12 protein-coding genes and 1 pseudogene are annotated in these 14,607 nt (G+C 52.6%); 10 read left to right on the top strand and 3 right to left on the bottom strand.

Annotated elements, in window-relative coordinates:
- Positions 1-218: 218 nt before the first annotated feature.
- The 3 genes and pseudogenes from ATG98_RS12370 to ATG98_RS22850 all read right to left on the bottom strand — a co-directional run bounded on the left by ATG98_RS12370 (position 219) and on the right by ATG98_RS22850 (position 1,271).
- Positions 219-518, bottom strand: coding sequence for a type II toxin-antitoxin system RelE/ParE family toxin (locus ATG98_RS12370; RefSeq protein ID WP_098421364.1), 300 nt, complete (start codon positions 516-518; stop codon positions 219-221).
- Complete coding sequence (locus ATG98_RS12365; RefSeq protein ID WP_098421363.1) at positions 515-769, bottom strand: type II toxin-antitoxin system ParD family antitoxin; 255 nt, start codon at positions 767-769, stop codon at positions 515-517. Before ATG98_RS12365 ends, ATG98_RS12370 begins: the two co-directional genes overlap by 4 nt.
- 153 nt (positions 770-922) lie before the next feature.
- Positions 923-1,271, bottom strand: a pseudogene (locus ATG98_RS22850) (DUF1294 domain-containing protein).
- Between the two features lie 166 nt (positions 1,272-1,437).
- Between ATG98_RS22850 and rhuM the strand changes: the two are divergent.
- The 10 genes from rhuM to ATG98_RS12300 all read left to right on the top strand — a co-directional run bounded on the left by rhuM (position 1,438) and on the right by ATG98_RS12300 (position 14,510).
- A complete protein-coding gene (gene rhuM, locus ATG98_RS12350) occupies positions 1,438-1,653 on the top strand; it encodes a RhuM family protein (RefSeq protein WP_267283837.1) in 216 nt (71 codons plus the stop codon).
- Positions 1,654-1,669: 16 nt separating this feature from the next.
- Positions 1,670-2,638, top strand: a complete 969-nt coding sequence (locus tag ATG98_RS12345) for a ribonuclease Z (protein WP_098423305.1) — start codon at positions 1,670-1,672, stop codon at positions 2,636-2,638.
- Positions 2,639-2,751: 113 nt separating this feature from the next.
- Positions 2,752-3,648, top strand: a complete 897-nt coding sequence (locus ATG98_RS12340; RefSeq protein ID WP_228706119.1) for a crotonase/enoyl-CoA hydratase family protein — start codon at positions 2,752-2,754, stop codon at positions 3,646-3,648.
- Between the two features lie 535 nt (positions 3,649-4,183).
- Positions 4,184-6,958, top strand: a complete 2,775-nt coding sequence (locus ATG98_RS12330; protein WP_098423303.1) for a DEAD/DEAH box helicase family protein — start codon at positions 4,184-4,186, stop codon at positions 6,956-6,958.
- Complete coding sequence (locus ATG98_RS12325; protein WP_098423302.1) at positions 6,955-8,502, top strand: restriction endonuclease subunit S; 1,548 nt, start codon at positions 6,955-6,957, stop codon at positions 8,500-8,502. The genes ATG98_RS12330 and ATG98_RS12325 overlap by 4 nt, the downstream gene beginning before the upstream one ends.
- Positions 8,499-10,070: an LA2681 family HEPN domain-containing protein gene (locus ATG98_RS12320; RefSeq protein ID WP_098423300.1), complete on the top strand. Its 1,572-nt coding sequence runs from the start codon at positions 8,499-8,501 to the stop codon at positions 10,068-10,070. Before ATG98_RS12325 ends, ATG98_RS12320 begins: the two co-directional genes overlap by 4 nt.
- On the top strand, positions 10,070-10,711 hold the full coding sequence (locus tag ATG98_RS12315; RefSeq protein ID WP_098423298.1) for a DUF4433 domain-containing protein: 642 nt from the start codon (positions 10,070-10,072) through the stop codon (positions 10,709-10,711). Before ATG98_RS12320 ends, ATG98_RS12315 begins: the two co-directional genes overlap by 1 nt.
- Positions 10,712-10,728: 17 nt before the next feature.
- Positions 10,729-11,772, top strand: coding sequence for a macro domain-containing protein (locus ATG98_RS12310; RefSeq protein WP_098421840.1), 1,044 nt, complete (start codon positions 10,729-10,731; stop codon positions 11,770-11,772).
- A gap of 180 nt (positions 11,773-11,952) precedes the next feature.
- Entirely contained in the window at positions 11,953-13,011 is a 1,059-nt protein-coding gene (locus ATG98_RS12305; RefSeq protein ID WP_098421354.1) for a virulence RhuM family protein, read from the top strand.
- Positions 13,008-14,510 (top strand): type I restriction-modification system subunit M, encoded by a 1,503-nt coding sequence (locus ATG98_RS12300; RefSeq protein WP_098423296.1) that lies wholly within the window; start codon positions 13,008-13,010, stop codon positions 14,508-14,510. The genes ATG98_RS12305 and ATG98_RS12300 overlap by 4 nt, the downstream gene beginning before the upstream one ends.
- Positions 14,511-14,607 lie beyond the last annotated feature (97 nt).

Genomic DNA, 14,607 nt, shown 5'->3' with positions numbered 1-14,607 from the left:
TCGCAATTGTCTACTCCAGAATTTTGCTCATACCGAACCTGATCCGTTATGACTTTGTGATTAACGGACTGGTCTGGCGCAGCCACACATACGGCAAGTGGTTTCGCCGGTTGCTGACGTTTTTGATGACGCGCTTTGAGCTTTTGTGTCCTCAGGGTCAGGTCTTGCGTTTTGCCTCCATAATAATCTGGCCCCTCAACTCAACCCCATGCTATAAACTAATCCAGGAGTCTGCACGGGGCATCCATGTCTTCATGAAGCACACGAACCACCAAAATTTCTGAAACAAGTACCCGATAAAAAACGTCATGATGCTCAATTCGGATTTTTCGATAACCGGGGAGAATATGACTGCAATCAACACCCAGCGATGGGTGTACTGTTAAATGCCCCATCCCGGTTTCAAGCTGATCAAGATAGTCGTCAGCTTGCTTCACACCCCAGGCATCGGCGGTGTACAACCAAATGCTGACGAAATCTGATTCTGCCTGAGGCGTGACTCTTAGCGTCAGAGTCATTCTGCAACCGTTGATTTGGCACGCGCTGCCTTTTTAACGGCTGCCATGTTGAGCGACCTGGGAGCTCCACTCGCCTCTCCATCTTTCAGGGCCTGACGTAGAGTGGCAATACGTTCTTGTGATTGTTGATCGCGGCGAATGAGATCGCGAATGTACTCGCTGTCGTTGCCGAAATTTCCGCTCTTAATCTGGCCCTTGACCCAATGGTCTTGCTGTTCTGTCAACGTGATTGTCTTGCGATGCATGCTCATAAGTGTCAAAACTCCAAGGCGTTTCGTATGACAATATCATACCCTCGAGAGCACAAACTTCAAGCTGTGATAGCCTCTTCGTGTCACCCAAAGCTGGTCCAGCTTTGATCAGAATGTTAATGGTAACGCCGTCGACAAATCAAAGCCCAACCCCTACCTGAAACTCATGGCCTCCGGAGCAACAAGTAGCCAACCAAAGGCGCCCACATTTGCCAGAACCGCCAGCCAGAACACAAACCGATAACTGCCTTTCCGCGTTTTATGTCGAAAAATCTGCTGGGCCATCAGCGCACCGGGCCAGCCGCACCCGCTACCCAGACACCTGCGTCCATGCGGGGCCGATCTGTGCTGCTCCCGCATATTGGAAACGCACTGCCCCTGGCCGCCCCTTATTGTCGCTGCCAACGCTGTACGTCACCTTGCGATTGGAAACCGGGCGACCCCGGCCCGCATAAGTGCTGATATGAGCAAAGACCCGTTCACCACCGCCCTCCGGCGTAATGAAACCAAACCCCTTGGCGTCGTTCTACGCGGTCAGTAATCCTGTCTGATTCAATGCACGTCTCCCTTTAAAACCTGATACCGGGCACACGCCTTGTCCTTGTCTCGCAAAAGACGCGCATCCTGATTACCAATAACAGCCTGAAGACAAAATACTCAAAACCGATGTGGGTGCCGCTGAAAACCACCTGAGCAAGGATGAATTGGATTCCCTGGGCAGAATAGTCAACGCCTATCTTGAGCTGGCAGAAGACCGCGCTAAGCGTAAAATACCGATGACGATGGAAGACTGGGCGAAACGCCTGGATGCTTTTCTGAAGTTTGATGAACGCGAAATCCTGCAAAACAGCGGCACGATCAGCGCCGCGTTGACCCAAAGCTGAACGAAAATGAGGAACGATGGAATTCACCTTTCTGGGCACGTCTGGCGGAACGCCGACACGTTCACGCAACGTAACCGCCCTGGCCCTGTCGCACTCTGGCCACAAACCCTGGTACCTGGTGGACTGTGGCGAAGGCACCCAGCACCAACTGCTACGCGCTCACTACTCGGTGATGCAATTGCGGGCGATATTCATCACCCATATCCACGGTGACCACACCTTCGGCCTGCCGGGGCTGCTCACCAGCGCCTCCATGCTCGGCCGCACAGGACCTCTGGACATCATCGCCCCCGTACAGACCCAACACTTCATCAACGCGACGCTCGAAAACAGCGACTCCAGCCTCGGCTATACCCTGAACTTCATCGATTCCGAAGCAGCGGATTTTTACTGGCAGGATCAAGACTTCGGGGTGACGAACGTAGCGCTGTCCCATCGAGTACCTTGCCGCGCCTTCGTGTTCACTGAAAGAAACATAGAACGACAACTGTTGCAGGACAAGCTGAACGAGGACGGCATCGCACCCGGGCCCAGCTGGGGCGAGTTGCAGAAAGGCAATGACGTAACGCTGGAGGATGGCCGCTTGCTAAGAAGCGACGATTACACACAGATTCCCCGCGTTGCCCGCCGCCTGATCGTCGCCGGTGACAATGACGACCCCGGCCTACTGACCGACGCCTGCAAGGGCAGCCATGCGCTGATTCACGAAGCCACCTACACTCAGGACGTATCCAACCGGGTCGGCCCCTGGCCACAGCACAGCTCCGCAGAACAGGTGGCCCGGTTTGCTCAACAGGCCCAGTTGCCTAACCTGGTACTTACCCACTTCAGCTCGCGCTACCAGTCCGCGCCGGGCGTCACACCCAACATCAACCAATTGGCAGCCGAAGCCATGCAACACTATCGGGGGCCGCTATTTATGGCCCGGGATTTCGACGCTTACCGGCTGGAGAAAGACTTGTCGCTGATATGTCTGAGCGCATAAGCGTGCAGGCAACCCCCATAGCCCGCTCCGCTTTGACTTGCTCAAGCGTAGCATCAGACTAATATAGTGGCGTTGACGAATGCATGACGCTACTAACGAACGGAACCAACGATATGAGCGCACGCCTCTCTCCAGAAGTAGAGCAGCCAGAACTAGAGCAGCCAAAAGTAGAGCAACCAAAAGCACAGCAACCAAAAGCACAGCCGCAAAAACAGGAACGGGTACTGATCGATATCGAGGACGGGATTGCCACGGTAACCTTGAACAGACCAGACAAATACAACGGTCTGGACATGCCCATGTTCGATGCCGTTACTAAAGCCGCCAAAACGCTGAAAAAAGACCGCAGCGTGCGCGTTATTATTCTGTGTGGCGCAGGCGAGGCTTTCTGCTCCGGCCTGGACATAAAAACCGTTTCCCGAAACCCGGTGAACTTCCTCAAACTACTTTTCAAGCCAGGGCGCAAGATCAGTAATCTCGCCCAGGATATTGGATACCTCTGGCGCGACGTGCCTGCGCCGGTTATTGCCGTTACCCACGGTTACTGCTTTGGCGGCGGTTTGCAGATTGCATTGGGGGCCGATTTCCGATTCTCTAGCGCCGACTGCGAGTTCTCGGTTATGGAGAGTAAGTGGGGACTGATCCCAGACATGAGCCTGGCGGTGACCCTGCGCGAACTGATCCCTATCGATCTTGCCAAAGAGCTAACCATGACCGCGCGTCGCTTCAATGGCACCGAGGCAAAGGCGATGGGGCTGGTTACCCGAATCAGCGATGACCCGATGGCTGACGCTCTTACCTTTGCCCGAGAACTAACGGAGCGGTCTCCGGATGCTGTTGCAGCCAGCAAACTGTTGTTTAACCGCAGTTGGAACGCAACCGACAAGGTGGCACTGGATTGGGAAACGAAACTGCAAAAAAAGATTCTCGGCCGGGCCAACCAGCGCATTGCGGTAGCCCGGAATACGAGTTCTCCCGAGAAGCCTTGGCAGAATCGCCGGGAGTTGTGATCGGGTATTAAGCGGCCAGCGCGGCTGCTCCCGTAAAAAAGTTCGAAACAGCATTCACTGCGATAGCACCGATTCCAAACAGCAGAACCAGAAAAATCAGGCCAAGTATTCAACACCAGAGTCAGAAAGCTTCAGAAATTTAGCACTCACAAGCTGGTTAAGCTCTTTCTGAATCGCCATTTCATGTTTTAACGTCCTTTGTTTTAACGCATTGTGCCACGGCACGTCTGGGAACACAGTTCAATAAAACCCAACCGAAAAATAAATCTGTCCTGTTTTTCTGTTGCGACATGCGCTACCGCGATAACTGCTACACTGGCGAAAAATTATACATGCTGACCCAACTCCAGAGGGGGCAGCACCTTGCAGGGAAGTGTGAACACTAACTGCAGTGTACCGTGATAAACCAGCTGCCTGAACATCGACAACCCTGCGGCAACAGGGTAAGTTTTTTGCTCTATCAGGAATTTGCCGAAGTATTTCTCATGAGACAGGGCATTGCCAAGGCTCACCGGGATAAAAACATGGAGTCCGTATGAGCAAGCCCTCGGCAAACCAGAACCCGGAACAAAAGGCTCGTGACCGGATAGACAGCCAGCTGATTGCAGCCGGCTGGCTGGTGCAGAATAAGAAATCGATCAACCTGAATGCTGGCCCCGGAATAGCCGTCCGTGAATACCAGACCGACGTTGGCCCAGCCGACTATGTATTGTTTGTGGCTAAACAAGCCGCTGGCGTGATTGAGGCCAAGCCGGAAGATTGGGGCCATAAGATTACGATGGTTGAGGATCAGTCGCAGGGTTATGCCAATGCGACCCTGAAATGGGTCAACAACCCAACAGCCCTGCGTTTTGTATACGAAAGCACCGGTGTCATTACCCGGTTCACCGACGGCGGAGATCCTGCCCCTCGCTCACGGGAAATCTTCAACTTCCACCGGCCAGAAACCTTGGCAGAATGGTTGAGTCAGCCCACAACCTTGCGCGCCAGCTTGCAACAGCTTCCGCCACTGGTTCATGACGGCCTGCGCGACTGTCAGATTACCGCCATCACCAATCTGGAAAAATCCTTCAAGCAGGACAAGCCCCGCGCCCTGGTACAAATGGCCACCGGCTCCGGCAAAACCTTTACCGCCATTACTGCCACCTACCGGCTGCTGAAACACGCAGGTGCCAAACGCATCCTGTTTCTGGTGGACACGAGAAACCTCGGTGAACAGGCCGAGCAGGAATTCATGGCTTTCCTGCCCAATGACGACAACCGCAAGTTCACCGAGCTGTACAGCTTACAGCGGCTCAAATCGTCTTTTATGGCCACCGACACCCAGGTCAGCATCAGCACCATCCAGCGCATGTACTCTCTGCTCAAGGGTGAAGAGCTGGATGAAGCCACAGAGGAAAGTCCGCCGACCGGCGCCAACCTTTTGAGCAAAACCCCATTGCCGGTGGTGTATAACCACAAGATTCCCCCGGAGTTCTTCGACGTTATTGTGATTGACGAATGCCACCGCTCGATCTACAACCTGTGGCGCCAGGTGATCGAATACTTTGATGCCTACCTGATTGGCCTCACCGCCACACCGGACAACCGCACCTACGGCTTCTTCAACAAGAACGTCGTCAGCGAATACGACCACGAAAAAGCCGTAGCCGATGGCGTCAACGTGGGTAATGAAATCTATGTCATCGAAACCGAAAAGACCAAACAGGGCGGCACCCTCACCGCCAAGCAGCAGATAGAAAAGCGCGAACGCCTGACCCGAAAAAAGCGGTGGGAGATTCAGGATGAAGACGAAACCTACGCTGGCAAACAACTGGACCGCAATATCGTCAACCCGGACCAGATCCGCACCGTGATTCGTACCTTCAAAGAAAAACTACCGGACATATTCCCCGGACGGAAAGAAGTACCGAAAACCCTCATCTTCGCCAAAACCGACAGCCACGCAGACGACATCATCCACTCCGTGCGCGAGGAGTTTGGCGAGGGTAATCAGTTCTGTAAAAAGATCACCTACAAGATCGAGGAAGACCCGAAATCTTTGCTCGCCCAGTTCCGCAACGATTACTACCCGCGCATCGCCGTCACCGTAGACATGATTGCCACTGGCACCGACGTCAAACCACTGGAATGCCTGCTGTTCATGCGCGACGTCAAAAGCCGCAATTACTTCGAGCAGATGAAAGGCCGCGGCACTCGCACCCTGGATGCCGACAGCCTGAAAAAAGTCACGCCCTCCGCCACGACGGCCAAAACCCATTATGTGATTGTCGATGCCATCGGCGTGACCAAATCCCTGAAAACCGCCAGCCAGCCGCTGATCACCAAACCCGGGGTCTCGCTGAAGAATCTCGCCATGGGCGTAATGATGGGCCAGCACGACGAAGACACCGTCAGCTCGCTGGCAGGCCGCTTGGCACGGCTCGACAAGCAACTGAACGACAAGGAGCGCGCCCGCATCAGTGAAAAAGCCGGGGGCAAACCGCTGCTGTTGATTGTTGGCGAACTCTTCAACGCCATCAACCCGGACACCATCGAGCAAACAGCCCTGACCCTCGCCGGGCAACCAGAAGGCACCAACCCCGGTGACAGCGCCCGCGATCAGGCCCGCGAACAACTGGTCGGTCACGCCGCCAATGTATTCAACGGCGAGCTGGTGGAACTGATTGACAGCATCCGCCGCGATAAAGAACAAACCCTCGTCCACGACGACCTAGACAGTGTTATCACTGCAGAGTGGGCAGGCGACACCGAAGACAACGCCAAGGCACTCACCCAGGAGTTTGCCGACTACCTGCAAGAGCACCGCGACAACATAGAAGCCCTGAGCATCTACTTCCAGACCCCGGCCCGTCGCAGCGACATTACCTATCAGATGATCCGCGAGCTGCTCGAACGCCTGCGCAGCGACCGTCCCAAGCTGGCCCCACTGCGCGTCTGGCAAGCCTACGCCCACCTAGACAACTACAAGGGCGACAGCCCCATCGGCGATCTGACTGCGCTGGTCGCCCTGCTCCGCCGCGTCACCGGGCTGGACAACACCCTTTCGACCTACGCCTCCACCGTGCGCCGCAACTTCCAAAGCTGGATCATGCAACACCACAGCGGCGCCGGTGAAAAATTCAACGAGGAACAAATGGCCTGGCTACAAATGGTCCGCGACCACATCATCAGCTCCTTCCACATCGAACGCGATGATCTGGAAATGGCACCGTTTGACAGCAAAGGCGGCATGGGCAAAATGTATCAGTTATTTGGCGATGGGATGGATGACGTGATTGATGAATTGAATCGGGAGTTGGTGGCGTGAAAATTGAAGTACCGGTGGGGTGGGAGGTAACAACTTTAGGCGACGTCGCAGGCTGGGGTTCTGGGGGGACGCCTTCTCGGCGCAATCCTGAATTCTTCAATGGCTCCATCCCTTGGATAAAAACGGGCGAACTTGGCGACAAATTTATAAGAGGTACTGAAGAGCATATATCCGAAGATGCAATTAAAAAATCCAGCGCGAAGATTTTCGCTGCTGGGTCTGTTGGTATCGCAATGTATGGAGCGACGATTGGAAAGCTTTCAATTTTTGGGATAGATGCTTCGACTAATCAGGCCTGTGCTGTTGCTAAGCCACTGTGTGACTTGCTAAGCAACGAATTCCTATACTACTACCTGCTTTCCGAACGCCGAGCCCTGATTGATTCTGGAAAAGGCGGAGCTCAACCAAATATATCTCAAGGTATTCTAAAAGATTGGCCGCTTTCGTTGCCCCCTCTAAACGAACAACACCGCATCGTCGCCAAAATCGAAACCCTGTTCTCCGAACTGGACAAAGGTATCGAATCCCTGAAAACCGCCCGCGAGCAACTCAAAGTCTACCACCAGGCCTTGCTCAAACACGCCTTCGAAGGCAAGCTCACCGCCCAATGGCGCGAACAGAACAGAGACAAATTGGAAACACCTGAACAACTCCTCGCCCGCATCAAGCAGGAACGCCAGGCTCGCTACCAGCAGCAACTAAAAGACTGGCAGGTCGCCGTCAAGGTGTGGGAGAAGAACGGCAAGGAAGGGAAAAAGCCGGGAAAGCCTTCACAGCACAAAGAACTTCCGCCAATAACTGAGGATGAAATAGCACTTTTGCCGGTTCTACCCTCCAGTTGGGGCTACGCAAGACTGGCTGAAATTTCCAAAATTGGATCGGGAATGTCAGTTAGTAAAGATCGCAAACTCAGCGATCCTGTGGATGTTGCATATCTCCGTGTAGCGAATGTCCAGCGTGGGGAGTTGGTTCTTGAAGAAATAAAAAGGATGCCAATTGAAAAGCAGGCGCTACCCGAGTTAGCGCTTGAAAAATGGGACATCCTTTTTAACGAGGGCGGCGATAGAGATAAGCTCGGACGTGGCTGGATATGGGAAGGGCAAGTTGAGCCTTGTATTACACAAAACCATGTTTTCCGGTCGTCCCCTTATTTTGCCAGTGAATTTCATTCTAAATTCATCTCCCACTGGGGAAACACGTTCGGCAAGGACTATTTTGAAAAAGGCGGAAAGCAAACGACAAATCTGGCCTCTATCAACAAAACCGTCCTCAGCATGTTCCCGGTTCCTCTTCCAAGCATAGAGGAGCAGGAGATGGTAATTAGAGCTCTTGATGATTCAATGAGCCTGATCGGTTCGCTGGAGGCAGAGGTTGAATCTTCGATTGCCAAATGCGAAACCCTCCGCCAATCCATCTTGAAAAAAGCCTTCTCCGGCCAGCTCGTCCCGCAAGACGCCAACGACGAACCCGCCAGCGCCCTGCTTGCCCGTATTCATTCAGAAAGAGCCGGGCGGTCTCCGGTGAAGACAAGGGTGAAAGAATGAGTCGTAAATATACCGATTGGGAGCTTGGCCAGCACACTCTGCTTGAATCAATGAACCATATTGCCGAGTTGGTTGATGATGCCGCTGACAAAGAACTTCCTGAGCAGGCCAGGCAGGCGCTGTGCCTATGCGACGCATTAGAAGAACATCTTGATGCACGCCAACTAGTTGAACTTAATTATTTTCGGGCCAATGCCTGGTCAGTAATCCGTCATGCAAATCACCGCAACGGATCAAATATATGGGAATGGAATCAACCTGAGATCCTGTACGAAATTTATTACTTGCGTTCTGCGGTGCAGTCTTCCGGTTTTCAATCGCTTGACCTTTCAAGGCAGTGCCAAATATTGGTAAATACCGCAAATATACTGAATCATATCGGGCGACCGATAGAAGCAATCGAGCATTGGACCCGCGCAATTAATGTTTTGCCAAACTTCGCGATGGCGCGCGGGAATCTTGGGTTTGGCCTCGAATCGTATTCACATCATATTTATGACGCGGGCCATCAGATTGTTATTTTTAAAGAGGCGTGCAGCCTACTTCGATCGGTCACCGACAAAGGCATCGTATGGGATCGAATTGATTACCAAGAAGTTAAAAAAAACATGGTAGGAAAGGCCGAGAAAATTGAGTCGAATGTCGATTTTAGATCAATTCAACATGTTTCACTTACGGAGCACTCCTTGGGCCGCTCACTTACCGAGCGTCGTTACCGGGAGTGGGCCTTGGATAATGTACTATTCTTGTCTCCGCTTAATGAGCTTGGTGCGTATCCGATTGCCGCCCAAGATATTCTGAACCTGCCTAACATGGTTCGGCCGATTGGTGAGCCGCCTCATTTTATTGGGTTCTTCAACCAGATTAAACAAGAATTTACCTCCGCACGTTTTCTGTGTTGGCAAGGAATTATGGAATCTGAAAATCACAAAAAACACTATTCGGATAAGAAAGTTTTTCTATTCAATACTTTGGATTATCCTGCATACTCTATCTTCGTTGAGCAGGTCAAAATTGCTTTTCGTATGGCTTATTCGCTATTCGATAAAATCGCATTCTTTATCAACGAGTACTGGTCGTTGGGAATGCGGGAATGTTCGATTAACTTTCAGTCCATTTGGTTCAAAGAAGGCAATAGAAATAATTCTCCAGTTTTGCGTGATTGTTTTCAGAATCAACAGAATCTTCCTTTAAGAGGGCTCTACTGGCTAAGCAAGGATTTTGTTGAAAATGACCGATATGGCAATATTGCTTTGGGTAAAACAATGGAACCCGATGCATTTATGTTGCGCTCAGTTCGGAACCATTTGGAACACAAATATATCAAAGTCCATGATGATATATGGAACTATACCGACCGCTCTGAAAAAGGATTATTTGCCGATGAGTGGGCATTTCACCTGTCAATGCAAGAGCTGAATGACAAGACAATAAGAATATTAAAAATGGCAAGGGCAGGACTGACCTATTTATCGTTAGCCGTCCATCGCGAGGAAAATATTCGCCGCTCTCAAATGCCGGACAAGTTAACGTTGCCCATGAAATTACCTCAGTGGGAGCAATTTTAATGACTGTCCCAGCTCAACCAAAAGTCTACCACATCGTCCACGTTGATCGCCTGGCGTCGATTATCGCCGATCAGGCGTTGTGGAGCGATTCGCAAATCATCGCTCGTGCGCCTGCAGGCACTACCATTGGCATGAACGGAATCAAGCAGCGCCGTCTCACGGAGTTGACCTTGACCAGCCACCCCGATTTGAATGTGGGTGCTTGTGTACCATTTTACCTTTGCCCGCGTTCTATCATGTTGTATATGATTTATCAGAGTAACCATCCAGATCTCGGCTACAAGGGAGGGCAAGGCCCCATAATTCACCTTGAGGCAGACTTGAATGATTCTGTGGCTTGGGCTGAGGCGAATCAGCAACGCTGGGCTTTTACCCTTTCTAACGCAGGCTCGTATTACTTCGAAGATCGTTCAGACCTGTCCAGGCTGAATGAGATAAACTGGACTGCTGTTGAAGCGCGCAACTGGATGTCCTGCAAGGATGGCAAACAAGCCGAGTTCCTTCTGGAAAACTGCTACCCCTGGCACCTTGTTGAACGTGTCGGGGTATGTTCGCAGGCGATCTACACGAAGGTGGCAAATATTTTGGCCGGTGTACCCAACCGACCAGACCTGCAAATCAAACCAGACTGGTACTACTGATAATGGAGGAGGCCAAGATGATCGAATACAAAACCGGCGACATCCTGCGTGAGGACGCCGACGCCATTATCAATACCGTAAATTGTGTCGGTGTCATGGGCCGTGGGATTGCGCTTCAATTCAAAAAAGCCTTCCCAGATAATTTCAAGGCCTACGCCGCCGCGTGTAAAAATCGTCAGGTTGAGCCGGGACGTATGTTTGTCTTTGAGACCGGGCAACTGACAGCGCCACGCTACATCGTCAACTTCCCTACCAAGCGCCACTGGCGGGGTGCCAGCCGTATGGAAGACATCGATGTCGGACTCAAGGCTCTTGTCGACACGATCCACCAGTATCAGATTCAATCTATTGCTATTCCCCCTCTGGGAAGCGGCCTCGGGGGTCTGGACTGGGCAGAGGTGAAGCCGCGCATTGAGTCGGCACTGCAACTACTCCGCGATGTGCGGGTGATTGTTTATGAGCCCAAGGGCGCACCGCCTGCACAAAAGATGGTGCAGAACCGGAAGGTGCCTGAGATGACCGCCGGAAGGGCCGCGCTGGTAGAACTGGTAAACCGTTATCTTGGTGGCCTGCTGGATCCGTCCGTCACGCTGCTGGAGGTGCATAAGCTGATGTACTTCATGCAAGAGGCGGGCGAGCCACTGCGGCTAAAATATCAAAAAGCGGGCTATGGCCCGTATGCGGAGAACCTGCGCCATGTATTGAACGCGGTAGAAGGGCACCTTCTGTCTGGCTATGCCGATGGCGGCGATGCGCCAGACAAACCGTTGCAACTGGTGCCCGGTGCGGTGGACGATGCCAGCCGTTTCCTTCTGCAACACCCGGACACCCTGTCGCGGTTTGATAAAGTGGCGCAGCTGGTTGAGGGCTTTGAATCGCCCTTTGGTCTGGAGCTGCTATCCACTGTGCACTGGGTCATCAAGAAGGAGTCAGCTTCTACTCGGGAACAGGCCATCCGCCAGGTGTATGACTGGAATGATCGCAAACATCAGTTCTCAGAGCGTCAGATTGATTTGGCTGCCCGGGTATTAGAAGCGAAGGGATGGACAGAAGCCGTCTAGGGAAGCGCCATTCAACAAAGCCATGCGCTATGTGCCCTGGTGGGCTTAATCTGGATTTGCTTGACCGTTGCTCGAGGGAGATCCCCCTGAACAAGTCAGCTTAATGCTGTTCACATATACAGTGTTTTGTTATTCTTCGGCTAACCGTTATGCCAAGTGGCGCGCCGCAAGGAGGCAGCAATGAGCAATAAACTGATCCGTAACAGCACCGCCGAGTTTTTGATTTTCACCGGGCAATCGGGCGAGCAAAGCATCGAAGCACGGTATGAAGATGAATCCATCTGGCTGACGCAAAAGCTGATGGCCGAATTGTTTGGCGTTGATGTCCGCACTATCAATGAGCACCTGAGAAACATATTTAAATCCAATGAATTGGATGAGCGTTCAGTTATCCGGAAATTCCGGACAACTGCCGCAGATGGGAAAAACTACAACACCCAACACTACAGCCTCGACGCCATCATCTCTGTCGGCTACCGCGTCAACTCCCTACGAGCCACCCAGTTCCGCCAATGGGCCACTAGGGTGCTGCGCGAATTTGCGATCAAGGGCTATGTGATTGACCGCGAGCGCATGGAAAACGGCAGCTTTCTGGGTGAGGACTACTTTGAGCGTTTGCTGGAAGAGATCCGTGAAATCCGGCTTTCGGAGCGGCGCTTCTATCAGAAAATCACCGACATCTATGCCACCAGCTTGGATTACAACGGCGAGGCGCCAACCACCAAGGTCTTCTTTGCCAAGGTGCAGAACAAACTGCATTACGCCATTCATGGCCATACCGCTGCCGAACTGGTAAAGCTGCGCGCCAACAGCAGCAAGCCGAATATGGGGCTGACCAGTTGGGCCAAGGCGCCTGAGGGCAAGATTCTCAAGACCGATGTGGGTACGGCTAAAAACTACCTGAGCAAGGATGAGCTGGATTCCCTAGGCAGAATAGTGAACGCCTACCTTGAGCTGGCGGAAGACCGCGCCAAACGTAAAATCCCGATGACAATGGAAGACTGGGCGAAGCGCCTCGATGCTTTTTTGAAATTTGATGAACGCAACATTCTGCAGGACCGCGGCCGTATCAGCGCCGCGTTGGCCCGCCAATACGCCGAAAGTGAATTCGAGAGCTACCGTATCATCCAGGACCGTTTGTTCGAGAGCGACTTCGACAAACTGGTCGAAAACCGCGATAACACGGCAGATAACGACTTACCCTTGAAAGACAAAACCGATAAGGATTTAACCGAATGAGCTCGGCAAGTGCCCCGATCATCTCCAAAGTATGGAGTTTCTGCACCACCCTGCGTGACGACGGCGTTGGCTATGGGGATTATCTGGAACAGCTTACTTACCTGATCTTCCTGAAGATGGCGGATGAGTACGCCAAACCACCTTACAACCGTGATGTGGGCATTCCGGAACAGTACCGCTGGCATACACTGAAAACCAAAAAGGGTGCAGAGCTGGAAGTGCTCTACGTGGAGCTGCTACGAGCACTCGGTACCCAAAAGGGAATGCTCGGCCAGATTTTTACCAAGGCGCAGAACAAGATCCAGGATCCGGCCAAACTGTATCGCCTGATTGATATGGTGGACAGCACGCAATGGGTGGTCATGGGTGCGGACGTCAAAGGGGATATCTACGAGGGCCTGCTGGAGAAAAATGCTGAGGATACCAAGTCGGGTGCTGGCCAGTACTTCACCCCGCGTGCTTTGATCCGGGCGATGGTGGACTGTTTACGCCCGGAACCGAGCAAGACTATCGCCGATCCGGCCTGTGGCACGGGTGGGTTTTTTCTTGCGGCATACGATTTTCTGACCGATCCACAGAATTACCAGTTGGATAAGGCGCAGAAGAGCTTTATCAAGCATGACACCTTCTTCGGCAACGAGATTGTCGCCAACACCCGCCGCATGTGCCTGATGAACATGTTCCTGCACAACATTGGCGAGATTGACGGTGATAGCCTTGTGTCGCCTAACGATGCCCTGGTAGCCGCCAGCCCTCAGAGCTTCGACTATGTGCTGGCGAACCCGCCTTTCGGCAAAAAAAGCTCGATGAGCTTTACCAATGAGGAAGGCGAACAGGAAACCGATGACCTGACCTACAATCGTCAGGATTTCTGGGCCACTACTTCGAACAAGCAGCTCAACTTTGTGCAGCACATCCGCAGCATGCTGAAAACCACCGGCAAGGCCGCCGTGGTAGTACCGGATAACGTGCTGTTTGAAGGTGGTGCCGGTGAAACCATCCGCAGGAAGCTGCTGGAGAATACTGACCTGCATACCATTTTACGCCTGCCTACCGGCATCTTTTACGCCCAGGGCGTAAAGGCAAACATTCTGTTTTTTGATAACCAACCGGCCAGCCCAAGCCCTTGGACGAAAGAGGTCTGGTTTTACGATTACCGTACCAACGTGCACCACACGCTGAAGAAAAAACCCCTACGTTACGAGGATATGGCCGACTTTATCGCCTGTTATAATCCGGAGAACCGGCAAAAGCGCGCTGACAGCTGGCACCCAGACACCAACCCTGATGGTCGCTGGCGCAAGTACAGCTACGAAGAACTGGTTACCCGCGACAAGACCAGCCTGGATGTGTTCTGGCTTAAAGATAAAAGCCTGACAGACTTGGATAACCTACCAGAACCAGACGAACTGGCTGAAGAAATCATTGAGAACTTGGAGGCGGGGCTGAATAGTTTTCGGGAGGTTTTGGCAGGGCTGGGGACACCCCATTCCACCTGAAGCCTGCCACCCGGACCGGAGCAAAGCTGCCACCCATCGGAGCGTAGCGACGCGGGGTTTTCATTGGCGCTTTGCATTTTTGGGAAAACTGTAACGA

The sequence above is a fragment of the Marinobacter sp. LV10R520-4 genome (assembly GCF_002563815.1).
Classification (GTDB): Bacteria; Pseudomonadota; Gammaproteobacteria; order Pseudomonadales; family Oleiphilaceae; genus Marinobacter.
The sequence above is the reverse complement of the archived record's forward strand: the minus strand, read 5'-3'. Positions and strand labels throughout refer to the sequence as shown.